Origin of the sequence: Streptomyces sp. NPDC047042 (assembly GCF_040644035.1) — a bacterium.
Classification (GTDB): domain Bacteria; phylum Actinomycetota; class Actinomycetes; order Streptomycetales; family Streptomycetaceae; genus Streptomyces.
Window position 1 is genome coordinate 119,812 of record NZ_JBEYVP010000015.1, and the last position, 24,280, is coordinate 144,091.

Sequence of the window (24,280 nt, forward strand, 5' to 3'; positions counted from 1 at the left end):
CGCCTTCACCCGAACGGGTGGCGGGACTATCGTCGAACCCATGGCCGATCATGAGCGCGACCTGGCATCTGTACGTGAAGCGACGGAACGACTGCTCACCGCAGCGGCGAAATTGAACAACGATTCGGTGGCCGAGCCGTCACGGTTGCCGGGCTGGACTCGCGGCCACGTCCTCGCCCACCTCGCCCGCAACGCGGACGCCCTGGTGAACGTCTTCGAGGGACGTCCTATGTACGCCTCCGGGGAGGCCCGGGACGCCGACATCGACCGGGACGCCCCGCGCCCCCTCGACGTACAGCTCGCGGACGTACGCGAGAGCGCCGCCCGTCTCCAGGACGCGGCGGCCGTGCCCGCGGACTGGTCCCGCACGGTGGAACTGCGCAACGGGGTCACCGACACCGCCTCCAGGGTGCCGTTCCGCCGCTGGATCGAGGTCGAGCTGCACCACGTGGACCTGGGGATCGGGTACGAGCTCGAGGACCTCCCGGCGGAGTTCATCGAACGGGAGATCGCCTTCCTGGCCGACCGGTTCACCGGCCACCCCGAGGTGCTCCACACAGTCGTCACGGACGGCACGCGCGCGTGGAGCACCGGAAGCGAGTCGAACGGACCCGGGGTCACGGTCACCGGGCCGGCGCCCGAGCTGCTGGGGTGGCTCTGCGGCCGGCGCGACGGAGCGGGACTCGACGTACAGGGTGGCACGCTGCCCGCGCTGCCCCCGCTCTAGGGGCGACCGCGTCGCTATAGGCTGACCGCCATGACGTACAGCGGAGCGGTGAAGGTCGGCGGCCCTGCCGATGTGCACGAGTTGCAGGACCTGATGATCACCAAGGTCGCGGTGGGCCCGATGAACAACAACGCCTATCTGCTGCGCTGCCGGGCCACCGACGAGCAGCTGCTGATCGACGCGGCGAACGACGCCCATACGTTGATCACACTGATCGGTGACGACGGGATCGCGTCGGTCGTCACCACACACCAGCACGGGGACCACTGGCAGGCGCTCGCCGAGGTCGTGGCGGCCACCGGCGCACGTACGTACGCGGGCCGGGAGGACGCCGAGGGCATCCCCGTACCGACCGAGGTGCCCGTCGACGACGGGGACACGATCCGCGTGGGGCGCGTGGAGCTCACCGCGCGCCACCTGGTCGGGCACACGCCGGGCTCCATCGCGCTCGTCTACGACGACCCGCACGGACACCCGCATGTGTTCACCGGGGACTGCCTCTTTCCCGGCGGCGTGGGCAACACCCGCAAGGACCCTGAGGCCTTCGCCAGTCTGATCCACGACGTGGAGACGAAGATCTTCGCCCCTCTCCCGGACGAGAGCTGGGTCTATCCGGGACACGGCAACGACACCACCCTCGGCGCGGAGCGGCCCCATCTGCCGGAGTGGCACGCGCGGGGCTGGTGAACCCGGCGGAGAAGAGCGCCCACGCGGTGGTGAACTCCTCTGCGCGGTGGTGAACCCCTCTGCGGGGGCGTGCAGTTGACGGCCGCACGCCCCGTGTGAAACGAACACACACGCTGGTGGCACACGCGCGCTCCCGGCGTGCGCCCTGGCGCAGTGCACTGGAGGCAGCCCCGCACAGGATGACGGCTCCTGGGCGGCACGGGCCGCCGACCTGTCGATCCCCGCCCTCGGTCGGCGGCCCCGGCGTTTTAGCCGACCTTCGCCACCGTGTTCACCCGGGGCCGTTCACCCCGTCGTTCACAGGAATGCAACACGCGTTCCCACTATGCGGACAATTCCGGCTGTGACCTGGACAAATAACACGCCCCGCTGCCACTCTCCCGCCATGTACCTTGCCCTTGCCCCTCATACGCTGCGCCGCGCAGTCTCCGCCGCCGCTGTCGCCCTGCTCGCCACCGCTGTCGGCTGCGCCCCGCAGCCGGAGGAGAAGAGCGCCGCCAAACCCACCGGGACGGCCGGAGCCACCTGCGCCAAGGGCAAGTTGGCCACCCAGACCGCGGGCAAGCTGACGATCGCCACCGACGAGCCCGCGTACGAGCCGTGGTTCAAGGACGACAAGCCGGCCAACGGCGAGGGCTTCGAGTCGGCGGTCGCCTACGCCGTGGCACAGCAGCTGGGCTATGACAAGGCGAACGTCGTCTGGCAGAGCGTGCCCTTCAACAAGGCGTTCGCGCCCGGGGAGAAGACCTTCGACTTCGACATCAACCAGGTGTCGATCAGCGCCGAGCGCAAGAAGGCCGTGGACTTCTCGTCCGGCTACTACGACGTGCGCCAGGCCGTCATCGCGCTGAAGAGCTCCAAGGCCGCGAAGGCGACGAGCATCGCGGACCTCAAGGGCCTCAAGCTGGGCGCCCAGGTCGGCACCACGAGCCTCGACTACATCGACGACGTGGTGAAGCCGGCCCAGGAGCCCGCCGCGTACGCCAAGAACGACCAGGCCAAGTCCGCGCTGCAGAACGGCCAGGTCGACGCCATCGTCGTCGACCTGCCGACCGCCTTCTACATCACCGCCGCCGAGGTGACCGACGCGAAGATCGTCGGGCAGTTCGAGAACCAGGGCGGTACGCCCGAGCAGTTCGGACTGGTGCTCGACAAGGGCAGTGCCCTCACCTCGTGCGTGACGACCGCGGTGGACGCCCTGCGCAAGGACGGAACCCTCGCCTCCCTCGAGAAGCAGTGGCTGTCGGACGCCGTCGACGCTCCGGTGCTCAAGTGACCGCAGTGAAGGAGGAGTCCGGGCAGGAGGACCCGGCCGGCCTGCCGGACCGGGGCGACGGTTACGTCCCCTCGCAGCGCCGGCTCGACCGTGAGCGGTACAAGCGCACCCGCGCGCGCCGCGCCACGTCGATCGCCGCGCTGTCCACCCTGGTCACCGGGGTCGTCCTCTATCTGGTCGTCGTGAGCGCGCCGGGCTGGCCGCGCACCAAGGAGACGTTCTTCAACGGGCAGTACGCGCGCGAGGCGTTCCCCAAGGTCCTCGAAGGGCTGTGGCTCAACGTACGGCTGCTGCTGATCTGCGGTGTCGCGGTGCTCGTCCTGGGCATGCTGATCGCCATCGCGCGCACGCTGCGCGGCCCGGTGTTCTTCCCGCTGCGCGCGCTGGCCGCCGCGTACACGGACTTTTTCCGCGGCCTCCCGCTGATCATCAATCTGATGATCGTCGTACTCGGTGTCCCGGCGCTGCGGCTGCAGGGCATTACCGTGGACCCGGTGCTGCTCGGCGGTACGGCGCTGACGCTGACGTATTCGGCGTACGTCGCTGAGGTGTTCCGGGCCGGCATCGAGTCCGTGCATCCGTCGCAACGGGCGGCCGCCCGCTCGCTCGGGCTGACCAACCGGCAGGCGCTGCGCCACGTCGTGCTGCCCCAGGCGGTACGGCGCCAGGTGCCGCCGCTGCTGAACGACCTGGTGTCGCTGCAGAAGGACACCGGGCTCGTCTCGATCGGCGGCGCGGTGGACGCCGTACGCGCGGCCGACATCATCGTGGGCCGCAGCCTCAACTACACGCCGTACATCGTCGCGGGGCTGGTCTTCGTCGCGCTGACCATCCCGATGACCCGCTTCACCGACTGGGTGACGGCCCGGATGGACCGGCAGCGGGCGCAGGGAGGAACACTGTGAGCGAGATTCCCGACGGCTCCTCCCCCGTGCTCCGTATGGAGTCCGTGCGCAAGACCTTCGGTGAGACGGTCGTCCTGCGGGACGTCGATCTCGAGGTCGCCCCGCACACGGTGACCGCGCTGATCGGCGCGTCCGGCTCGGGCAAGTCGACGCTGCTGCGGTGCGCGAACCTGCTGGAGGAGATCGACGACGGCGCGATCTGGCTGGACGGCGAGGAGATCACCGATCCGCGGACCGACCAGGACGCCGTGCGCCGCCGGATCGGCGTGGTTTTCCAGGCGTACAACCTCTTCCCGCACATGACCGTGCTGGAGAACATCACCCTCGCCCCGCGCCGGGTGCACGGCGTGGACCGCGCCGAGGCGGAGCGGTACGGCCGTGAGCTGCTGGAGCGGCTCGGGCTCGGCGCGAAGGCCGGCGAGTACCCGGACCGGCTGAGCGGCGGCCAGCAGCAGCGCGCGGCGATCGTCCGCGCCCTCGCCGTACGCCCCCGGCTGCTGCTCCTGGACGAGATCACCGCGGCCCTCGACCCGGAACTGGTGGGAGAGGTCCTCGCCGTCGTCCGGGATCTGAAGGCCGACGGCATGACGATGGTCCTGGCGACCCACGAGATGGGCTTCGCCCGCGATGTCGCGGACCAGGTCTGCTTCCTGGAGGGCGGTGTGGTCCTCGAACGCGGTACGGCCGAGCAGGTGTTCGGCGATCCGCAGCAGGAGCGCACCCAGCAGTTCCTGCGGCGGATCGTGGAGGCGGGGCGGCTGTAGGTCAGGCCTGCGCGGTCGCCGCCTGCACCAGCGCTGCGACCCGCTCCACCCCGAACACGTATCCCTGCACACCGCACCCCGCGATGACTCCGTCGGCGCGCAGTGAGACGTACGAGTGGTGCCTGAACGTCTCGCGCTGGTGGATGTTGGAGATGTGGACCTCCAACACCGGCAGGCCGTCGCAGGTGTTGAGGGCGTCGAGGATCGCGACGGACGTGTGCGAGTAGGCGCCCGGGTTGATCACGATGCCCGCGTGGTTCAGGCGCGCCTCCTGGATCCAGTCGACCAGCTCGCCCTCGTGGTTGGACTGCCGGAAGTCCACCGTGCCGCCGTGCCCGGCCGCCGCCTTGGCGCACAGGGCCTCGACGTCGGCGAGGGTGTCGGAGCCGTAGATCTCCGGCTGGCGCTGGCCCAGAAGGTTCAGGTTGGGTCCGTTGAGGATCATGATCGGGGCGTTGGCGAGGGTGCGGGGCACGGTTCCTCCGGTCCGTTCAGGTGTGGCGGCCTGTCGAGGACCGCTGCTCAGCCCCCGGTTTATCACGGTGCGCCGACAACGGGGCGGCCCGTACGCTCCCGGCATGACACACCCTGTGCATCCCCCCAAGCCCTCTCCCGGCGACCGCATAGCCGTCATCTCGCCCGGCGCGGCCCTCCCCGGGCTCTTCCCGCGCCCCCACGAACTGGGCCTGGAGCGGCTGCGCAAGGAGTTCGAACTCGAACCGGTCGAGTACCCGGCGACCCGGAAGATGGGTTCGACGCCCCAGGAGCGGGCCGACGACATCCACGCGGCGTTCGCCGACCCCGACATCAAGGCGGTCATCGCGACGATCGGCGGCGACGACCAGATCACCGTGCTGCCGTTCCTGGACCGGGAGTTGATCCGGGCGAACCCGAAGCCGTTCTTCGGGATGAGCGACAACACAAACCTGCTGGCCTACCTGTACAACACCGGGATCGTCGGCTATCACGGCGCGACCGTGATGACGGCGCTCGGACGTCCCGTGGCCATGGACCCGCTGACCGCCGAGTCCCTGCGGGCCGCCCTGTTCACCTCCGGCGAGTACGAACTGCGGCCCGCCGAGCGCTGGAACGACGTCAACCGCGACTGGGCCGACCCGGCGACCTTCGACGCCGAACCGGAGACCCGTCCCGGCAACGGCTGGACCTGGCTGAACGCCGACCGCGTGGTGGAGGGCCCCGGTTGGGGCGGCTGTCTGGAGATCCTCGGCTGGCTGCTGATGGCCGACCGCGAGATCTCCCACGACCTGACGGTGTACGACGGCGGAGTGCTGCTCCTGGAGACCTCGGAGGAGATGCCGAGCGGCGAGGAGGTCTTCCGCACCTTGCGCAACATGGGCGAGCGCGGACTGCTCCAGCGCTTCTCCGCGCTGCTGATGGGCCGCGCGAAGACCTGGTCCTTCGAACACCCCAACAGCCCCGAGGAGGCCGCTCGTTACGCCGTCGAGCAACGGAAGGCCGTCGAACGCGCACTGCGCGCCTACGCCCCCGGGACGATGACCGTCTTCGACGTGGACTTCGGACACACGGATCCACAACTCGTCCTCCCCTATGGAGGGCCGATAAGGGTGGACGGGGTCAACCGGCGCATCACCGTGACGTACTGATCCCGGTCGGCCCCCGCACGCCCCCGTAACGTGCGGTCACCGTGGGTAGTTGAAGCGGCATGCACGACGTACGCACGGTAAGGGCGCCTTCGATGGTGCGGCTGGCCGCCGCCTCGCTCGCGGGGACGGCCATCGAGTTCTACGACTTCTTCGTCTACGGAACCGCGGCCGCGCTGGTTCTGGGGCCGCTGTTCTTCCCGACCTTCTCCCCGCTGGCCGGGACCCTGGCCGCCTTCGGGACATTCGGTGTGGGGTTCGTCGCCCGGCCGCTGGGGTCGGTGCTGTTCGGGCACATCGGGGACCGGCGGGGGCGACGGCCGGTCCTCGTGGTCTCGCTGCTGCTGACGGGGGCGTCGACGGTCGCGGTCGGCTGTGTGCCGACGTACGAGTCGATCGGCACGGCCGCTCCCGTGCTCCTTCTGGTGCTGCGTTTCCTCCAGGGGCTCGGCCTCGGCGGGGAGTGGGGCGGGGCGGTCCTGCTGACCGCGGAGCACGCGCCCGCCGAACGGCGCGCCCTGTGGGCGAGTTTCCCGCAGATCGGCCCCGCGGTGGGCTTCGTCCTGGCCAACGGGGTGATGCTGGCGCTGTCGGCGTCGCTGACGGAGGCGCAGTTCGCGTCGTGGGGGTGGCGGGTGCCGTTCTGGGCGGCCGGGGTGCTGGCCGTGGCGGGGCTGTGGCTGCGTTCCTCGCTCGCGGAGAGCCCGCGTTTCCTGGAGATCGACGACCACGCGCGCGTGCCGCTCGCCGAGGTCGTGCGCGACCACTGGCGGCTGGTCCTGCTGACGGCGGGCGCGCTCGCGGTCGGCTACGCGGTGTTCTACGCGGTGACGACCTGGTCCCTCGCCTACGGGACGGAACGGCTCGGTGTCAGCCGTACCGTCATGCTGGCCTGCATCATGGCCGCGGTGGTGGTCAAGGGCGCTCTGACGCCGGTGGTGGCTCTCCTGGGTGACCGTTACGGTCGCCGGCCGCTGTGCCTCACGGGTTGTGCCGCCGCTGCCGTGTGGATGTGCCCGATGGTCGCTCTGCTGTCGACCGGTGAACCGCTGCTGATGTTCCTCGGCTTCCTGGTGGCGATGATCGCGTTCGTCACGATGTTCGCGGTGATCGCCGCCTATCTGCCGGAGCTGTACGAGCCCCGCGTACGGTGCACGGGTGCCGCGGTCGGCTACAACCTCGGCGGGGTGCTCGGCGGCGCCCTCACCCCGATCGTGGCGACCGCGCTCGCCGAGCACGGCGGGCGGGTGCCGTGGAGCGTGGGCGCCTATCTGACGGGAATCGCGCTGTTCAGCCTGGGGTGCTTCGCACTGCTGCCGGAGACCCGGCCGGTGCCCCGCCTCGTCGCCCTCCCTGCCACGGACTGACCTCCGCCGTGATGGTCAGGGGTTGATCGCCAGCTCCAGATAGGCCGCGAACAGCACCAGATGTACGCCGCCCTGGAGCGGCGTCGCCCGCCCCGGCACCACCGTCAGCGAGCCCACGACCACCGTCAGGGCCAGCAGCACCATGTGGGTGGCGCCGAGACCGAGGACCAGTGGTCCGGAGAGCCAGACGGACGCCAGGGCCACAGCGGGGATGGTCAGGCCGATGCTGGCCATCGCGGACCCAAGGGCGAGGTTCAGGCTGGTCTGCACCCGGTCCCGGCGCGCGGAGCGCAACGCGGCGATGGTCTCGGGAAGCAGCACGAGCAGGGCGATGACCACACCGACGACGGCATGCGGCAGGCCCGCCGCCTCCACCCCGGACTCGATGGTGGGCGAGACTCCCTTCGCGAGGCCGACCACGCCGATCAGTGCCAGGCCCAGCAGTCCCAGGCTGACCCGGGTGTCACGGCGGCTCGGAAGCTCCGCGTGGCCGTCCGCGTCGATGACCTCGCCCTGTCTGGTGACCGGGAGGAAGTAGTCGCGGTGCCGCACGGTCTGGGTCGCCACGAACAGGCCGTACAGGGTCAGCGAGGCGAGTGCGGCAAAGGTGAGCTGGGCGGTGGAGAACTCGGGGCCCGGCTTGCTCGTGGTGAACGTCGGAAGCACCAGGCTGAGGGTGGCCAGTGTGGCGACGGTGGCCAGGGCGGCGCCGGTCCCCTCCGGGTTGAAGACCGCGGTCCCGTGGCGGATTGAGGCACTGAGCAGGCTCAGTCCGACGATGCCGTTGCAGGTGATCATCACGGCCGCGAAGACGGTGTCCCTGGCCAGGGTGGCGCTCTTGTCCCCGCCGTCGGCCATCAGTGTGACGATCAGGGCGACTTCGATGATCGTGACGGCGACGGCCAGCACGAGGGACCCGAAGGGTTCACCGACCCGGTGGGCGATCACCTCGGCGTGATGCACAGCGGACAGAACGGCGCCGGCGAGGACCAGCGTCACCAGCGCGACCACCACACCAGGAAGATCGCGGCCCCACGTGAAGCCGAGCAGGACGACCGCGGCCACCGGCACGACAGCCGTCCACCGCGTCGCGAGCGACCGCAGCTGCACGATCATTCAGCGATCGTCGCAGACCGACACGGGCCCTGCACACGCACACCGCCGCACGCCCGCCTCCTGACGCCGGCCCCACACACGCTCCACCACAGTGCCCCTTTCGCCCTCTGCCCCGCTTCGACCTGGTGCCCCGAAACAGGGCACGTACTCCGGCGCCCGCCGAGCCGCCCTCCGCAGGCGAAGCCCGGCGCGCACACGTCGCTCCGGTCTCTTGGACCAGCGCGACCAGGCATCGGGAACGGTGGCCGGCAATTCGCCGCCGCACCGTTCCCGAGGTGGTTGTTCCTACGTCCGGCGCGGTCAGGCCTCGATGCTGTCCTTGGGAGCGCCTTCGCTCTCCTTCTGCGCCGCCTCGGCCGCCTCCTGCTTCCTGGAGGCGATCAGGCTGGTGATCGTGGTGATGACCAGGACCCCGCAGATCACCCCGAGGGAGACCGGTATGGAGATCTCCGGTACGTGGACGCCGGACTCGTGCAGTGCGTGCAGCACCAGCTTGACGCCGATGAAGCCGAGGATGACCGACAGGCCGTACGAGAGATGGACCAGCTTCCTCAGCAGGCCGCCGATGAGGAAGTACAGCTGGCGCAGACCCATGAGGGCGAACGCGTTGGCGGTGAAGACGATGTACGGGTCCTGGGTGAGGCCGAAGATCGCCGGGATCGAGTCGAGGGCGAACAGTACGTCCGTGGTGCCGATCGCGAGCATGACGACCAGCATCGGCGTCATGATCCGCTTGCCGTTCTCCTCGATCCACAGCTTGGTGCCGTGGTAGCGGTCGGCCACACCGAACCGCTTCTCGGCAGCCTTGAGCAGCTTGTTCTCCTCGAACTCCTCGTCCTCCTCATCGGCCCGGGCCTCCTGGATCAGCTTCCAGGCGGTCCAGATGAGGAAGGCACCGAAGATGTAGAACACCCAAGCGAAGCTCGCGAGGATCGCGGCGCCGGCGGCGATGAATATCGCACGCAGGACGAGGGCTATGAGGACACCGATGAGGAGCACTCGCTGCTGGTACTGCGAGGGCACCGCGAACTTCGCCATGATCAGGACGAAGACGAAGAGGTTGTCGACGCTCAACGACTTCTCCGTGATGAAGCCCGCGAAGAACTCGCCAGCGGGCTCACCGCCGCTGAAGACGAGCAGCCCCAGGCCGAAGAGTGCGGCAAGGACTATCCAGACGACCGTCCAGATCCCGGCTTCCTTGATTGATACGTCATGGGGTTTGCGCCCGATGAAGAAGTCCACCGCGATCAGAGCGGCGAGACCCACGATGGTCAGGACCCACAGGGTCACGGAAACATTCACTGCGCCTCCGGCAGTACGTAACGGCAAATTTCAGCGTCGTCGCTACCGGAGGTCTCTTCCACCCGCGACAGCCGGGCTCCTTCACGCGCCCGGTGCCTGCGGGCCGACGCCCCGGGATCTGGAGTGATCCGTATTGACGGGTACGCCGCAGCAGGTAGGGAGTACTCCCCTCCGTTGGGAAAACAGTACCCCAATCACCAAGGAAAGGTAAAGAGATTGGTAAAAGAAAACCAAAATCCGCAGGTCGGAAGACTTTACGGATGCTTGGTGAAGGTCCTGGACGCCTCAGCGGTTCCATGAGCGACGGGCCGCCGCCACCTGGCTGAGCACCTGCTGGAGCACCTGGCTGCCCTGCGGCACGACCGATGGCTCGTACGTCCACGCATGACCGACCCACGGGTCGGCGAGGTGGTCGTCGGGTACCGGAGTGAGTCGCAGAAGCGAACGCCACAGTGGATCAAGCAGGGGTCCGTAGACCGAGGCGTCCTCTCGGTCGGCGACCAGCATCAGGTGGACCCCGACGGCCGGGCCCTCGTCGGCGAGGTAGCGCAGCTGGGTCACCGCCCGGTCGTCGAACCCGTGCGGGAAGTCATTGACGATCAACAGCTGCTGAGCGGTGTCGAGATCGGGCGGCAGCGAGTCGGCCGCGCCACCACGCACCGCCATCTGCACCAGGTCGACGCGCTGGGTCAGCCGGCCCAACACGTCCGCGACGCCCGCGGCCCCGGCGGCGGGCGGGCCCGCGAGCACCCCGGTCAGTACGAGCGGCGCGAGGGCCTGGGCGCCCGAGCCGGCCGGATCGATGACGTGCACGGCGAACTCACCCGGCGGATGGACGGCGAGCAGCCGGGCCGCGTGGGTCACCGCCGTGTCCATCGCGAGCCGCCGCAGCTCGTCGGAATCGACGAGCGAACCGTCGAGCGCCTCACCACCGCTGTCGATCCACAGGCCCCGCTCCAACGGCAGCCGAACAAGCATCGGAATGCTCAGGTCGGCGCTCTCTGGCAGCCGCAGATCGCCCAGCCGCAGCGCCATGGGCAGCTCCATCGGTACGCGGTAGCCGTGCCAGACGGGGTTGTCCCAGCGTGCGTACGACAGAGGCAGCGCGGGCTCGACGACCTCCGCCTCCGCGACGAGCTGGGAGAGGTCGCGGTCGAGGGCGGCGCGGGCCTGGTCGACGAGCTGCGCGTGCTTGGCGCGGGCGGCCTCCCGGGCGGCATCGCCCTGGCCGCCGATCCGGCTGCGCGGATCCGCCAGCGCCTTGTCGATCTCCTGTTCAAGACGTGAGTCGGCGAAGTCCACCGCACTGCGGTACGCGGCGACGGTCCGCGCCAGGTCCTCGAACATGCCCCAGACCTGGTTGTAGAGCCGCTCGTCCATGGACCACCCGGTCGCGTCGCCCGCGACCGGCCGCGGCGGCTGCCCGGGCTGGGACGGGGGTGCGGTCGGCGGCGCCGGTGGCGGAGCGGAGGTGCGGCGGCTCGGGTGGCTGTAGTTGATCGGTGCGCCGCCGACGGGGGCGGGCGGCTGGGAGGTGGCGGAGGGGCCAGTCTGCGCGGCTTCCCCCGCACGGCCGCCCACCTGGGGCGAAACGTCCGGTTGTCCGGCCTGCGCCTGCGGGTTCTGCGGGTCCTGGACCCCGTACGGCGACGGAGGTTGCGTCGATGCGGCACCCTGGACGCCCTGCGACGCGGAGCCGGCCTGCTCCGGTGTCCCTGGAGCCAGGGGGTCCTGCGGTCCCTGAGCCGCGTAGGGCGACGCGGACTGGGCGGGTGCGGCCGACGTCGTCCGGCGGGTGCGGTCGCTGTCGGGTGTGCGGGGCGGAGGGGGTGCGACCGAGCGGGAGTGTGCCTGGAACACCGCCTCGTTGATGGCGTCCGCGAGCAGGCGCGCCTCGGGAAGGCCCTGGTCGGTGAGGAGTTGGGCGAGGCCGCCGGAGTATCCCTGGCCGATCGCTCGTACCTTCCAGGCGTCCTGCCTGCGGTACAGCTCCAGGGCGACCACCGCCGACTCGGCCTCCAGGCCCGTGATCGTGTAGCTGGCGATCCCGGTGCCGTCGAGGCCGGTGACGGTGACGAAGGGTGCGGCTACGGCGCCGAAACGAACCGGGCCCCCTACCCCGGACGGCAGCGCGAGCAGCACGCTGACCCGGTGCGCGGACTCCGGCACGGCGCCCAGATCCACGGCGAGGCGGTGATCGGCCGCCGCCTGTCTGGAGACCTCCAGACCGGGGAGCGTGGGCGCGCCGGGATGGGCAACCCACTCGACACCATGGACGGTGCCCTGCTCGTCGCCGATCGTGGCCGCGGCCACGATCGGCGTGCCGGCCGAGATCCGCACTTCGAGACGGACCTGCGAGAGCGGATGGTTCTGCCCCCGGACCAGCTCGGCCGTCATCGCCTTCGTCCCCCCGTGTCGTTCTGTTGTTCGTGGGCTGCCCGGGCCCGGTTACAGGTGCGGCAGGATCGCCGGCATCAGGTCCTGGAAGGTGCGGCCATTGGCAGGCGTGCCAAGGGCGGTCATCTTCCAGCCGGCGCCGGCGCGGTGCACCTTCGCCATGATCTGGGCCGTGTACTGCCCGCCGCCGTCCAGTGTGTAGCGGGCCAGTTCGTCTCCGTTGGCCTCGTCGACCAGGCGGCAGAAGGCGTTCTGCACCTCCTGGAAGGTCTGGCCCGTGAAGGAGTTCACGGTGAAGACGATCTGGTCGATGTGGACCGGCACACGGGGGAGGTCGACGAGGATCGCCTCGTCGTCGCCGCCCTGGCCGACACCGCCGACGAGGTTGTCGCCCGTGTGCCGCACAGAGCCGTCGTCGCTCACGAGGTGGCGGAAGAACACCACGTCGACGGGCTGCTTGTCGGCGAACAGCACGGCGGATGCGTCGAGGTCGATCTCCCGCGTACGCGTGCCGAACAGGCCGCGCCGGGGAGCCGCCTGCCAGCCGAGGCCCATGCGCACCGCGGTCAGGGTGCCCCCGTCGTTCTTCTGCAGGCTGATGGCCTGACCCTTGGTCAGATTGACGCTGCCACTGGGTGTTCCACCCTTGGATACGTCCACCACGCGCTGTTCCCCTCTCGAGCCGTCCCCTGTTTCCGCGGGGTCCGCGGATGACCTGAACCCTACGCAGGAGCACTGACAGTGCCGAAGCCTCGGGCGCACTTTGTGTCGGTGTTGCAACACTGCGCGTACGACGCAGGTCGCGGGGGCGGGTCGGGGTGCCCGGCCGGTGCGGAGACCGGGCACCCCGTGTGCCCCGTGCGGCACTCAGGCGATGCCCGCCTCCCTCATCTGCCGCAGCTCCTTCTTCATCTCCGACACCTCGTCACGCAGCCTGGCGGCGATCTCGAACTGCAGGTCGGCCGCCGCGGCACGCATGCGTGCGGTCATCTCCTCGATCTGGTCGGCGAGTTCGGCCGCGGGGCGGTCCGTCGGCACCGTCTGGCCGGCCTTGCCCTTGCCCGCCTTCGCTCCCTTGGCCGCCTTCCCGCCGAGTGAGGGCACCGGTGCCTTGGCGCCCTTGCCGTCCTTCGACTTGCGATAGCCCGAGCCGAGGAGCTGTTCCGTGTCGACGTCCTCGCGGGCGATCTGCGCGACGATGTCGTTGATCTTCTTCCGGAGCGGCTGCGGGTCGATGCCCTTCTCCTTGTTGTACGCGACCTGCTTCTCCCGGCGGCGGTTGGTCTCCTCGATGGCCTTCTCCATCGCCGGGGTGATCTTGTCGGCGTACATGTGGACCTGGCCGGACACATTGCGCGCCGCGCGACCGATGGTCTGGATCAGGGAGGTGCCGGAGCGCAGGAAGCCCTCCTTGTCGGCGTCGAGGATGGACACCAAGGACACCTCGGGGAGGTCGAGGCCCTCCCGGAGGAGGTTGATGCCCACGAGGACGTCGAACTCGCCGGCGCGCAGTTCGCGCAGCAGCTCGATCCTGCGCAGGGTGTCGACGTCGCTGTGCAGATAGCGGACCTGGATGCCGAGTTCCAGGAAGTAGTCGGTGAGGTCCTCGGCCATCTTCTTGGTGAGCGTAGTCACCAGGACGCGTTCGTCCTTCTCCGCGCGCGTGCGGATCTCGTGCACCAGGTCGTCGATCTGGCCCTCGGTGGGCTTGACGACGACCTCGGGGTCGATGAGACCGGTGGGGCGGATGATCTGCTCGACGAAGCCGTCACCCCGGGACAGCTCGTACTTGCCGGGGGTCGCCGACAGGTAGACGGTCTGTCCGATGCGCTTTTGGAACTCCTCCCATTTCAGAGGGCGGTTGTCCAGCGCGGAGGGCAGCCGGAAGCCGTGGTCGACGAGCGTGCGCTTGCGGGACGCGTCACCCTCGTACATGGCGCCGATCTGCGGGACCGTGTTGTGCGACTCGTCGATGACGAGCAGGAAGTCGTCCGGGAAGTAGTCGATCAGGGTGTTCGGCGGGGAACCGGGGAGGCGGCCGTCGAAGTGCATCGAGTAGTTCTCGACTCCGGAGCAGGAACCGATCTGGCGGAGCATCTCGATGTCGTACGTCGTCCGCATCCTCAGGCGCTGAGCCTCCAGCAGCTTGTTCTGCTTCTCCAGTTCGGCGAGGCGTTCGCCGAGTTCCTTCTCGATGTCGTTGACGGCCCGCTCCATGCGCTCGGGCCCCGCGACGTAGTGGCTGGCCGGGAAGACGTACATCTGCTCGTCTTCGCTGATGATCTCGCCGGTGAGCGGGTGCAGCGTGGAGAGGGCCTCGATCTCGTCACCGAACATCTCGATGCGGACGGCCAGCTCCTCGTAGACCGGGAAGATCTCGATGGTGTCGCCGCGGACGCGGAACGTGCCGCGGGTGAAGGCCAGGTCGTTGCGCGTGTACTGGATGGCGACGAAACGGCGCAGCAACTGATCCCGGTCGATCTCCTCGCCGACCTTGAGAGGGACCATCCGGTCCACGTACTCCTGCGGAGTACCGAGGCCGTAGATGCAGGACACGGAGGCGACCACGATGACGTCCCGCCGGGTGAGCAGCGAGTTCGTCGCGGAGTGGCGCAGGCGTTCGACCTCCTCGTTGATCGAGGAGTCCTTCTCGATGTACGTGTCCGACTGAGGGACGTACGCCTCGGGCTGGTAGTAGTCGTAGTACGAGACGAAGTACTCGACCGCGTTGTTCGGGAGGAGTTCCCGGAACTCGTTCGCCAGCTGGGCGGCCAGGGTCTTGTTCGGCGCCATGACGAGCGTGGGACGCTGAAGTTTCTCGATCATCCACGCCGTGGTGGCGGACTTGCCGGTGCCGGTCGCGCCGAGGAGCACGACGTCCTTCTCACCTGCTTCGATGCGCCGAGCCAGCTCGGCGATGGCCGCCGGCTGGTCGCCGCTCGGCTGGTAGGGGCTGACGACCTCGAAGGGCGCCACCGTGCGTTCGATCTCGGAAACTGGCCGCATGACATCCACCGTACGACCACCCACTGACAACGGGTCCTGATCACCGGTTCTGCGGGGTGCGGGAGCCCTGGTGTCCGTGCCTCTGCCGGGCACCCGGCGGGAGGCGTCGGCCGGGGTGCGGGACCGGAGGGTGGGCCGGGATGCCCGGCTTGTTCTCGGCAGCGCGCAGGTCGGGCTTGCCCTTGACCATCAGCGGATCGAACAGAACGACGACGCCGGCCAGCAGGAGGAAGGCCAGAGGGCCGATCATGAGGGGGGCGAGCAGGGTCGCGGGAGAGGCTCCCTCCGGGCTCCCTGGTGCTGTGTGGAGGTGGACCCGCAGGGCGGCCATGCCCGTGTAGTGCATACCGCTGACGGCGAGCCCCATGACGAGACTGGCGCCCACACTCCACAGGAAGCCGCGGATCTGCCCGGCCGCCCACAGGGCCGCGGTGGCGGCCACGACGGCTATCACGACCGAGGCGGCGACGGTGAGCGTGTTGTACTCCAACTTCCCGTGGAGGCGCATTCCGGCCATGCCCAGATAGTGCATGGAGGCGATACCGAGGCCGGTGATGGTGCCCCCGGTGAACAATGCGGTTCCGCTCGCGCCCCGGTAGCCGACGATGAAGATCCCGATGCCGACCATGAGGATGGCGACGCCCAGACTGGCGAAGGTGAGCGCCATGTCGTAGTGGATCGGGGTCTCCTTGACGGTGAACCCCATCATCGCGATGAAGTGCATGGTCCAGATGCCGGAGCCGATCGCGACCGATCCGAGTGCCAGCCACCCTGGTCGCCACGACTGGGCGACCAGCATCGATCTGGTGGTGCAGCGCAGGCCCAGCGCCCCGCCCAGGCAGGCCATGAGGTAGGCCACCAGCGGTGTGACGATTCCGTAGCTGAATCCGTCGACCGTGCCCTGCATGCGCGGCTGCCCTTCCGCCCTGTTGCATCCCGGATTTCCCTGAAATGCCTCCGTGCCCCAGGACCGGCCAGCGGTCAGGGTTGTGGCAGAGAGTATGACTGGCTCCCGAGGGGTCGAACGATTTTCCGGCAAAGAAACACGGCCTTGCCCCACTTGTGCGGCAGGCGTGTGCACACTCGGGCAACTCCGTTCAATCTGTGTCTGTGTCGTACCTTTTTGCCCGCTGTCCCCCCGCTGTCACTCCTGGCCCCTTCGCACCCCTTCCGAGCCGGGCGCCGGGCATTGTCAGTGGTGGGTCGTACGGTGGGGCACATGGACGGCCATGGGTGGGACGAGCGGCGGGAGCCGGAGAAGCGGCAGCGGGTCGTGTGGGCGGTTGTCGGCACCGACATCGGTCCGCTGCTGCTGGCCGCGACGCACGAGGGTTTGGTGAACGTGGTGTTCCACGCCACGGAGTCGGTGCGCGAGAGAGCTGTGGAGCGGCTCGCCTCCCGGTTCGGCGAGCAACCCGTGGAGGAGCCCGGGTCCCCGCTTCTTGCCGAGGCGATACGCCAGTTCACGGCGTACTTCGCGGGTGAGCGGCACGATTTCGAGCTGCCGCTCGACTGGTCCCTGATCTCCGGCTTCAACCGCCAGGTACTGCGCGAACTGGCGTCGGGTGTGCCCTACGGTGCGGTCGTCGGGTACGGCGACCTGGCCGATCGGGTAGGCCGGCCGGGCGCGGCCCAGGCGGTGGGCGCGGCGATGGGCGCCAATCCGCTGCCGGTCGTGGTGCCGTGCCATCGGGTCGTGGAGAGCGGTGGCGGCCTGGGCGGGTTCGGGGGCGGGCTGGAGACCAAGCGGAAGCTGCTCGCGCTCGAAGGGGTGCTGCCCGAGCCGCTGTTCTGAGGGTTTCGGCGGCGGGGCCCGAGGGTTTCATCAAGAGGGGGCCAGTAGTACGAGGGGACAGTCCCGCACGGAAGGGGTTCCGTGCGGGGGATGCCGTGCGGAAGCAGGGGGGACCGCGCCAGTGAGCACATTCCTCGGCCGTGTGAGCGGGCCGCGGTGACCGCCGTCGAGCGGAGCGTCGGCGTGCCCGTGGCGGGCGAGCAGCGGGCCGCGCTGCGTCGTCGAGTCTCCGGAGTGCTCGTCGCGAGTCAGATTCTCGGCGGGCTCGGAGTGGCCACCGGTGTCGCGCTCTCTTCCGTACTGGCCCAGCGGATCAGCGGCACCGAGTCGCTGTCCGGGCTCGCGCCGACCGCGATGGTCACGGGCACCGCGGTGGCCTCGCTGCCGCTGGCGGCGCTGATGACCGCGCGCGGGAGGCGGCCCGGACTGGTCCTGGGGTATCTCGCGGGTGCCCTCGGAGCGGGCGTCGTCGTGGTCGCGGCAGTCATCGGCAGCTTTCCGCTGCTGCTGTGCGGCATGGCCGGGTTCGGCGCGGCCTCGTCGGCGAATCTGGGGGCGCGGTTCGCGGCCGCCGATCTCGCCGAGCCGGACAAGCGGGCCCGGGCCATCTCGAACGTCGTGTGGGCGGCGACCATAGGGGCGGTCCTCGGACCGAACATCGCCGCGCCCGCCGGCCGCAGCGTGTCCGGGCTCGGGATACCCGCGACAGCGGGCCCCTTTCTCTGGGCGGCCGGGATCTTCCTGGTCGCGGCGGCGACGGTGGCCGTCCTGCTGCGCCCCGATCCGCTCCTCACGGCCCGTGCGCTCGCCCCGGCGAAGGAACTGTCGGCCGAGGGCAGGTCCCTGCGGGCGGGCCTCACCGCCGTCGCCGCCTCGCCGCGCGCCAGGCTCGCGCTCGTGACAGTCGCCGGGTGCCACACCGCCATGGTCTCGGTCATGTCGATGACGCCGGTCGCTCTCGGGCACCACGGTGCGAGCATCGATCTGATCGGGCTGGTCATCAGTGGTCACATCGCGGGCATGTACGCGTTCTCGCCGCTCATGGGGCGGTTGTCCGACCGGGTCGGACGGCTGTCGGGCATCGGTCTCGCCGTGGGGCTGCTGGCCTGCGCCGCGTTCCTCGCGGGCACGGCCGGTGGCGGTCACGGCCGCGTCGCTGTGGCGTTGTTCGTTCTGGGGCTCGGCTGGTCGGCCGGGCTGGTCTCCGGGTCCGCCCTGCTCACCGACTCCGTGCCCGAGGCCGCGCGCGCTGCCGCCCAGGGGCTGTCCGACCTCGTCATGAACACCTCGGCGGGCCTCGGCGGCGCGACCGCCGGGCTCGTGATGGCACAGGCGGGCTACGGCTGGTTGAATCTCGCCGCCGCATGCCTGCTGATACCCGTGGGCGCGCTGGCGCTGTTCACACGCGGCGGCCCGCAGCCGGTTCGGAGCGAGCCGGCAGGCGACTGACCCACGAAACCGCGGGGCCCGCGGTGGTCACACGTAGTGCCGGGCCTCGAAGACGTTGCCGTCGGGGTCGCTGAAGTAGAAACTGCGCCTGGCCGTGCCACGGGCCCCGTAGGAGTCGTACGAGAAGTCCGAGACGGGTACGTCCCGTTCCAGCAGGCGACTGCGCAGGGCGTCGAAGGAGTCGGCGGGCAGGGACAGACACACGTGGTTGACGGGATGGCCCGCGCTGTCGGCGGACCCGGGGAGCATGTTCATGCGCTCCACCAGCGAGAACGGTGCCAGGTCGAAAATGGTTTCCTTGTTGAGACGCACGGAGGGAAACGACACCGTTCCCGCGGCGAATTCGGTGATTCTCAGGGGCTCCATGCCGACCGCCTTCTCGTAGAAGTCGGCAGCGGCCAGCGGATCGCGCACCCAGAGGACGACATGGTCGAGACGCGCCGAGTTGTCCGTCATGTACTCCAGACTCGTGGTCTCTTCCCCCGGCCGCAAGGGTTTGACCAGGCGTGCCGCCCGCCAGAGATGAGGGAAGACCGAACGACAGAAAGCAGGCACGTGATGCTGGTGGTGTCCGAAGAAGTACGGGAAGCGGTCGACGCGCGTCGACCCGTGGTGGCCCTGGAGTCCACGATCATCGCGCACGGCCTGCCACGCCCCCGCAATCTGCAGGTGGCGCTGGAACTCGAGGACGTCGTCCGGCAGGAGGGCGCCGTCCCGGCCACGATCGCCGTACTGGACGGGCGCCCCCATGTCGGCCTGGACAAGGAGCAGTTGGACCGGGTCGCGAACGAGGACGGGATCCGGAAGCTGGGCCACCGCGATCTGCCGCTCGCGGTGGCCGCCGGGGCGAGCGGGGCGACCACGGTCTCCGCGACCGCTCTGCTGGCCGCCCAGGCCGGCGTACGGGTGTTCGCCACGGGTGGGCTCGGCGGAGTGCACCGGGAGTGGACGGTGACCCAGGACGAGTCCGCCGATCTGGGACTGCTGGCACGCACCAGGATCACGGTCGTCTGCGCGGGCGTGAAGTCGATCCTGGATGTGCCGGCCACACTGCAGCGACTGGAGACCCTCGGGGTCGCGGTAGCCGGTTTCGGCACCGGCAACTTCCCCGGCTTCTACCTTTCGGACTCCGGGCATCCGGTGGACTGGACGCTCCACACGCCGGAGCAGGTCGCGGACGTGATGCGGGCCCAGGACGCGCTCGACTCCCCGGCGTCGGCGTTCATCGTCGCCAATCCGGTGCCCGAGCAGCAGCAGCTGGATCCGGAGCTCCACGCGCGCGTGCTCGCCGACGCGCTGCACGCGTGCGAGGAGCAGGGCGTGAGCGGGCAGGCCGTGACGCCGTTCCTGCTCGACTACCTGGTGCGGCACACCGACGGTGCCTCGCTGAGCGCCAATCTCGCAGCGGTCCGCGGCAACGTACGGCTCGCCGGGCGGATCGCGGCGGCCTGGGCCGGGGCGTGACCGAGTCGGGCGGGGCGCTGCTCGTCGTCGGGGACGTCATCACGGACATCGTCGCCCGGCACCGGGGTCCGCTTGCGTCGGGGACCGACACGACCGCCGCGATCCGGACCCTGCCGGGCGGTGCCGGCGCCAACGTGGCCTGCTGGGCTGCCCATTGGGGCCGCTCGGAGGTTCGGCTGCTCGGTCGGGTGGGCCTGGACTCGGCCGCCTGGCACGAGCGTGAGCTGACCGCCTGCGGGGTGCGGCCACGCCTCGTCGTCGATCGCGAGGCACCAACCGGAACGGTGATCTGCCTGGTGGACACGGGCTCGGCGGCCGAGCGCACCTTCCTGACCCAGAGCGGTGCCTCGGCGCGACTGGACCCCGACGACTGGTCGGACGAGCTGCTGGACGGTGTCGCACGACTGCATCTCTCGGGCTATCTGCTCTTCTCGCCGACGAGTCGGGCGCTCGCGACGGTGGCACTGGCGTCCGCACGCGCGCGTGGTGTGCCGGTGAGCCTGGATCCGGCGTCGGCGGGGTACCTCGTCGAACTGGGTGTCGACCGCTTCCTGGATCTGGCGGCGGGGGTGGACGTCCTGCTGCCGAGCCGGGACGAGGCCTGTCTGCTCACCGGGTTGCCCGATCCGGCGGACGCGGCGGCCAAGCTGAGCCGCCACGTCCCGCTGGTGGTCGCCAAGCAGGGTGCCGAGGGTGCGCTGGTGGCCCGGTCCGGGACCGTGTGCGCGCATGTCCCGGCCGTGCCCGCGACACCCCGGGACACGACGGGGGCCGGCGATGCCTTCACCGGCGCGTTCCTCGCCACCCTGCTGACGGGCGCCGCGCCCGAGGACGCGGCGGCGCAGGGATGCCGGGCGGGCGCACGCGCGGTGGAACGGGTGGGCGGAAGACCGCCCGTTCTCGGTTGAGGGCCGTTCTCGGTTGAGGGCCGTTCTCGGTTGAGGCCTGTCCTCGGTTGAGGGTCTACCCACAGCGCCCTCGACCGCCGCCGGCGATCAGCCCTTGCGTCCCCACGCCGAGATCATCGGCGCGGTGGCCAGGTCCATCCCGCCCGAGGCGACGTTGGCCAGGTGGCGGTCGATGTCCTGGTCCGTGGCAAGGCCCTCGGCGACGAGCCGGTCCCGGATCTGACGGATCGTCGCGGACTCCAGCGCGTCGCAGGCGGGCGAGGTGACCGGGAAGTACGCGTCGGCCTGTACGTTGCGCAAGCCCGCCTCGCGCAGCAGTCGCGGGAGTTTGCGGCCGTACGCCAGGTCGGCGCCGCTGTCCGCGAGCAGTTGGCGGAAGCTGTGCCGCAGCCGGTTGGCGAGTTGCTGCTCGGGGCCGTGCTCGTCGGGGCAGAGCAGGGGCTGCAGAGCGGGATCGGCGTCCTCGATCAGCAGCCGTCCGCCGGGGCGCAGCGACTTGATCATCGAGCGCAACGCCCTTTCCCGGTCCGGCACATGAACGAGGACCAGCCGGGCGTGCACGAGGTCGAAGCCCTCCCCCGGCGGCTCGTCGACGCCCACGTCGTGGACGCGTACCTCCACCGGCGGCCGGGCGGCCGGGGCGACCCACGAGGTGTCGAGGTCGGTCGCGACGACCTTTCCGGTCGGACCGACCTTCTTGGCCAGCCAGGAGACCACCGAGGTCCCTCCGACGCCGACCTCCCAGCACCGCCAGCCGGGTCCGACACCGAATCCCTCGAGATGCCGGAAGGTCGTGGGATCGAAGAGAGCGGCGAAGGCGTCGAAGCGTTGTCCCGCCTCGGTCTGCCGGTTGTCGAGGAGATACCCGTCGGTTCGCGTCATGGCGAGATCATCCCAGTCATCCGCTTTGTTCGGCCGGGTCGACGCTCCCGCACCGATGAAAGCGAAACGGAACCTTCCGTTCCCACAGGCTTCTCCGGCGTTCACGCGAGGCTGGCAAACTGACGAGCCAGGCGCAAGGTGCGGACAGTGCGGCGCGAGGAGATCCACGCAAGGAGATCCAGATGTCCATGGCAGGGAATCTGCGGAAGGTCACCGCCCTCGGCAGGGTCGGTGACCTCCGTAAGGTGGCACGGCTGGCACGGCGGCGCCCGCTTGTCGATCTGAGTCACCATGCCCGTTCGCCCCTGGGTACCGCGGTCGTGAACTGTGTGGCCTACGAGTCCGGTGTCCGGATCCCGGCCGGCCAGGATCTCGCCGACGCGGTGCGGCGGGTCCGCAAGAGCGACGAGGGCTTCGTCTGGCTCGGTCTCCACGAGCCGACGGACGACGAGTTCGCGGGCATCGCCCAACTCTTCGACCTGCACCCGCTCGCGGCCGAGGACGCGGTCGACGCCCACCAGCGACCGAAACTGGAGCGGTACGGGGAAACCCTGTTCGCGGTGTTCAAGACGGTCTGCTACGTCGAGCACACCGAGCTGACGGCGACGAGCGAGGTGGTGAACACCGGCGAGATCATGGTCTTCGTCGGCCGGGATTTCGTGATCACGGTACGACATGGCAGGCACGGCTCTCTGGGCCCGCTGCGCGAGGGGCTCGAGGCCGACCCTCAGCAGCTCGCCAAGGGGCCGGCAGCCGTACTGCACGCGATCGCGGACCATGTGGTCGACGACTATCTGCATGTCACCGACGCGGTCCAGGCGGACATCGACCAGGTCGAGTCGGATGTCTTCGCAACGAACGGAGCCCGGGCCGACCCCGGCCGGATCTACCAGCTCAAGCGTGAGCTGCTGGAACTGAAACGGGCCGTCGCTCCGCTGCACCGACCGCTGCAGGAACTGGCAACGCGGCCGATACGGGTGATCGACCCGGAGATACAGGCGTACTTCCGGGACGTCTCCGACCATCAGCTGCGGGCCACCGAGCAGATCGCGGCGTTCGACGAGCTGCTCAACTCGATTCTGCAGGCGCACCTCGCGCAGGTCACGGTCGCGCAGAACGAGGACATGCGCAGGATCACGGCGTGGGCGGCGGTGATCGCCGTACCGACGATGGTCTGCGGTGTGTACGGCATGAACTTCGAGCACATGCCTGAGCTGCGCTGGCAGTTCGGCTATCCGTTGGTCCTCGGTCTGATATCCGTCGTCTGTCTGACGCTGTACCGGAGCTTCAGGCGCAACGGCTGGCTCTGAACACGGCCGACCCCGGCACGCACAACCCCTCGCCCGGCGTGGGCGGCCGGGCGAGGTGCGTGCCGGGGAAGGACGGGATCAACGCATCGTGGTCCGGGCGTAGACGCTCTCGGCCCAGGCCGCGATCTGGTCGTCCGTGAGGTGCTGGGCCAGATCGGCCTCGGTGATCATGCCGACCAGACGCTTGTTCTCGATCACCGGAAGTCGGCGGATCTGATGATCCTTCATCTCTTCGAGCACTTCGCTGACATCGGCGCTCGCGTCGATCCAGCGTGGGGTGCCCTGGGCCATCTCGCCCGCGGTGACCCTCGCCGGGTCGTGGCCCATGGCCACGCAGCCGACGACGATGTCGCGGTCCGTGAGAATGCCGCACAGGCGTTCGTTCTCGTCGCTGATGGGCAGGGCGCCCACGTTGAGCTCGCGCATCATCTGGGCGGCCCGATCGAGGGTCTCGTGGGCGGGGATCCACTGGGCGCCGCGGTGCATGATGTCTCCGGCGGTGGTCATGAAGTACCTCCCGGTGCCGGACGGCCGGCGCGGCACGGAGGGCACCGCTAGTCCCGGCGCCCTACATTCTTGCCGCGCTCCGGGGGAAGCGCACCCGGAAGTAAGCGGCTTTCGGCGGCGGGTCCGGGGCCGGGTCAGCCGTTCCAGGCCGGGTGCCGTGGGTCGTCCGCGCGTATCAGGACGTCGGCGGCGGTGGCGGGGTCCGTCTCGCTCTCGTAGCGCTCGAAGGCGGGAAGGGTCCAGTGCTCGGCCTCGGCGGTACGGCGGCGCAGGGCAGCCGGGGAGAGGAGGACGTGGACGGTCAGATCGAACGGGAACCAGTGGCGCAGCAGGAGGGGGCCGTGCAGCAGCAGAAGGCCACCGGGCGGGAGCTCGACGCGGGGGCTACGAGTGGAGCGGTCGGTGAGCGGGTCGCGGAGGTCGGGCAGGACACGGCCGTCGCCGCCGGGCTCGAGGGGGCCGAAGACCTCGCGCCAGAGGGCGCCGGTGTCGAACCAGCCGTCGTAGTAGGCGTCCACGTCCTGGTGGCCGTACTCCAGGCGGAGGGAGGCGGGGCGCAGGAAACCGGCGGTACCGATGGCGAGCGAGGGTCGGCCGCGGACACGCAGCGCCTCGGCCACGCGTTCGGCGAGGTCTCCGGGGCGGGCCGCCGGGGCCCCGTCGAAGGCGATGCGCGGCCAGGGGCTGCCGTCGTCCGGCTTCAGGTCGAGCACACGTTCGGCGAGGAGGTCGCCGAGCCGGTCCCAGGTGATCGGTTCCAGTCGCACACGGTCCATCATGCCGGGTTGCTGTTGGC

Annotated in this window: 23 protein-coding genes; 12 read left to right on the top strand and 11 right to left on the bottom strand. The window is 69.8% G+C overall.

The window, feature by feature from the left end:
• The first annotated feature begins 40 nt into the window (after window positions 1–40).
• The 5 genes from ABZ855_RS19225 (at window position 41) to ABZ855_RS19245 (ending at window position 4,359) form a co-directional block, all read left to right on the top strand.
• Window positions 41–727, top strand: coding sequence for a maleylpyruvate isomerase family mycothiol-dependent enzyme (locus tag ABZ855_RS19225; RefSeq protein WP_360808258.1), 687 nt, complete (start codon window positions 41–43; stop codon window positions 725–727).
• 30 nt (window positions 728–757) lie between these two features.
• Entirely contained in the window at window positions 758–1,414 is a 657-nt protein-coding gene (locus ABZ855_RS19230; protein WP_360808260.1) for an MBL fold metallo-hydrolase, read from the top strand.
• 385 nt (window positions 1,415–1,799) lie between these two features.
• Window positions 1,800–2,690 carry an ABC transporter substrate-binding protein gene (locus ABZ855_RS19235; protein WP_360808262.1) on the top strand — a complete coding sequence of 297 codons (891 nt, stop codon included), beginning with the start codon at window positions 1,800–1,802 and terminating at the stop codon, window positions 2,688–2,690.
• Window positions 2,687–3,595: an amino acid ABC transporter permease gene (locus tag ABZ855_RS19240; RefSeq protein WP_360808264.1), complete on the top strand. Its 909-nt coding sequence runs from the start codon at window positions 2,687–2,689 to the stop codon at window positions 3,593–3,595. The genes ABZ855_RS19235 and ABZ855_RS19240 overlap by 4 nt, the downstream gene beginning before the upstream one ends.
• Window positions 3,596–3,630: 35 nt before the next feature.
• A complete protein-coding gene (locus ABZ855_RS19245; protein ID WP_360808424.1) occupies window positions 3,631–4,359 on the top strand; it encodes an amino acid ABC transporter ATP-binding protein in 729 nt (242 codons plus the stop codon).
• A 1-nt stretch (window position 4,360) separates the two neighbouring features.
• On the opposite strand, the gene aroQ is transcribed toward ABZ855_RS19245, so the two are convergent.
• A complete protein-coding gene (gene aroQ / locus ABZ855_RS19250) occupies window positions 4,361–4,834 on the bottom strand; it encodes a type II 3-dehydroquinate dehydratase (protein ID WP_360808266.1) in 474 nt (157 codons plus the stop codon).
• A gap of 103 nt (window positions 4,835–4,937) precedes the next feature.
• Between aroQ and ABZ855_RS19255 the strand changes: the two genes are divergently transcribed.
• Both ABZ855_RS19255 and ABZ855_RS19260 read left to right on the top strand, forming a co-directional pair.
• Entirely contained in the window at window positions 4,938–5,984 is a 1,047-nt protein-coding gene (locus ABZ855_RS19255) for a S66 peptidase family protein (RefSeq protein WP_360808268.1), read from the top strand.
• Between the two features lie 59 nt (window positions 5,985–6,043).
• Window positions 6,044–7,348: an MFS transporter gene (locus ABZ855_RS19260; protein ID WP_360808270.1), complete on the top strand. Its 1,305-nt coding sequence runs from the start codon at window positions 6,044–6,046 to the stop codon at window positions 7,346–7,348.
• A 15-nt stretch (window positions 7,349–7,363) separates the two neighbouring features.
• On the opposite strand, the gene ABZ855_RS19265 is transcribed toward ABZ855_RS19260, so the two are convergent.
• From ABZ855_RS19265 to ABZ855_RS19290, 6 genes are all read right to left on the bottom strand, one after another.
• Window positions 7,364–8,464, bottom strand: a complete 1,101-nt coding sequence (locus tag ABZ855_RS19265) for an ionic transporter y4hA (protein WP_360808272.1) — start codon at window positions 8,462–8,464, stop codon at window positions 7,364–7,366.
• Between the two features lie 300 nt (window positions 8,465–8,764).
• The gene (locus ABZ855_RS19270; protein WP_360808274.1) at window positions 8,765–9,766 is read right to left on the bottom strand and encodes a TerC/Alx family metal homeostasis membrane protein; all 1,002 of its coding nucleotides are present in this window, start codon (window positions 9,764–9,766) and stop codon (window positions 8,765–8,767) included.
• Between the two features lie 285 nt (window positions 9,767–10,051).
• Window positions 10,052–12,163 (bottom strand): TerD family protein, encoded by a 2,112-nt coding sequence (locus tag ABZ855_RS19275; protein WP_360808276.1) that lies wholly within the window; start codon window positions 12,161–12,163, stop codon window positions 10,052–10,054.
• 51 nt (window positions 12,164–12,214) lie between these two features.
• The gene (locus ABZ855_RS19280) at window positions 12,215–12,781 is read right to left on the bottom strand and encodes a TerD family protein (protein ID WP_319200595.1); all 567 of its coding nucleotides are present in this window, start codon (window positions 12,779–12,781) and stop codon (window positions 12,215–12,217) included.
• Between the two features lie 249 nt (window positions 12,782–13,030).
• On the bottom strand, window positions 13,031–15,169 hold the full coding sequence (uvrB, locus tag ABZ855_RS19285; protein ID WP_360808278.1) for an excinuclease ABC subunit UvrB: 2,139 nt from the start codon (window positions 15,167–15,169) through the stop codon (window positions 13,031–13,033).
• Between the two features lie 40 nt (window positions 15,170–15,209).
• On the bottom strand, window positions 15,210–16,076 hold the full coding sequence (locus ABZ855_RS19290) for an MHYT domain-containing protein (RefSeq protein ID WP_360808280.1): 867 nt from the start codon (window positions 16,074–16,076) through the stop codon (window positions 15,210–15,212).
• Window positions 16,077–16,388: 312 nt separating this feature from the next.
• Between ABZ855_RS19290 and ABZ855_RS19295 the strand changes: the two genes are divergently transcribed.
• Together ABZ855_RS19295 and ABZ855_RS19300 are read left to right on the top strand one after the other, a co-directional pair.
• Window positions 16,389–16,964 (top strand): methylated-DNA--[protein]-cysteine S-methyltransferase, encoded by a 576-nt coding sequence (locus ABZ855_RS19295; protein ID WP_360808282.1) that lies wholly within the window; start codon window positions 16,389–16,391, stop codon window positions 16,962–16,964.
• Between the two features lie 156 nt (window positions 16,965–17,120).
• Entirely contained in the window at window positions 17,121–18,413 is a 1,293-nt protein-coding gene (locus ABZ855_RS19300) for an MFS transporter (protein WP_360808284.1), read from the top strand.
• 27 nt (window positions 18,414–18,440) lie between these two features.
• Here the strand turns inward: ABZ855_RS19300 and ABZ855_RS19305 are convergent, their stop codons facing one another.
• On the bottom strand, window positions 18,441–18,869 hold the full coding sequence (locus ABZ855_RS19305) for a VOC family protein (protein WP_360808286.1): 429 nt from the start codon (window positions 18,867–18,869) through the stop codon (window positions 18,441–18,443).
• A gap of 102 nt (window positions 18,870–18,971) precedes the next feature.
• Here ABZ855_RS19305 and ABZ855_RS19310 point away from each other — a divergent pair, with 102 nt between their 5' ends.
• Window positions 18,972–19,877, top strand: coding sequence for a pseudouridine-5'-phosphate glycosidase (locus ABZ855_RS19310; protein ID WP_319199642.1), 906 nt, complete (start codon window positions 18,972–18,974; stop codon window positions 19,875–19,877).
• Complete coding sequence (locus ABZ855_RS19315; RefSeq protein WP_360808288.1) at window positions 19,874–20,785, top strand: sugar kinase; 912 nt, start codon at window positions 19,874–19,876, stop codon at window positions 20,783–20,785. The genes ABZ855_RS19310 and ABZ855_RS19315 overlap by 4 nt, the downstream gene beginning before the upstream one ends.
• A gap of 87 nt (window positions 20,786–20,872) precedes the next feature.
• Here the strand turns inward: ABZ855_RS19315 and ABZ855_RS19320 are convergent, their stop codons facing one another.
• Window positions 20,873–21,667, bottom strand: coding sequence for a methyltransferase domain-containing protein (locus tag ABZ855_RS19320; RefSeq protein WP_360808290.1), 795 nt, complete (start codon window positions 21,665–21,667; stop codon window positions 20,873–20,875).
• A 182-nt stretch (window positions 21,668–21,849) separates the two neighbouring features.
• Between ABZ855_RS19320 and ABZ855_RS19325 the strand changes: the two genes are divergently transcribed.
• Window positions 21,850–22,977, top strand: a complete 1,128-nt coding sequence (locus ABZ855_RS19325; protein WP_319199639.1) for a magnesium and cobalt transport protein CorA — start codon at window positions 21,850–21,852, stop codon at window positions 22,975–22,977.
• A 78-nt stretch (window positions 22,978–23,055) separates the two neighbouring features.
• Here the strand turns inward: ABZ855_RS19325 and ABZ855_RS19330 are convergent, their stop codons facing one another.
• Both ABZ855_RS19330 and ABZ855_RS19335 read right to left on the bottom strand, forming a co-directional pair.
• Window positions 23,056–23,484, bottom strand: coding sequence for a CBS domain-containing protein (locus ABZ855_RS19330; RefSeq protein WP_319199638.1), 429 nt, complete (start codon window positions 23,482–23,484; stop codon window positions 23,056–23,058).
• Between the two features lie 134 nt (window positions 23,485–23,618).
• Window positions 23,619–24,260: a uridine kinase gene (locus ABZ855_RS19335; RefSeq protein WP_360808427.1), complete on the bottom strand. Its 642-nt coding sequence runs from the start codon at window positions 24,258–24,260 to the stop codon at window positions 23,619–23,621.
• Window positions 24,261–24,280: the final 20 nt, after the last annotated feature.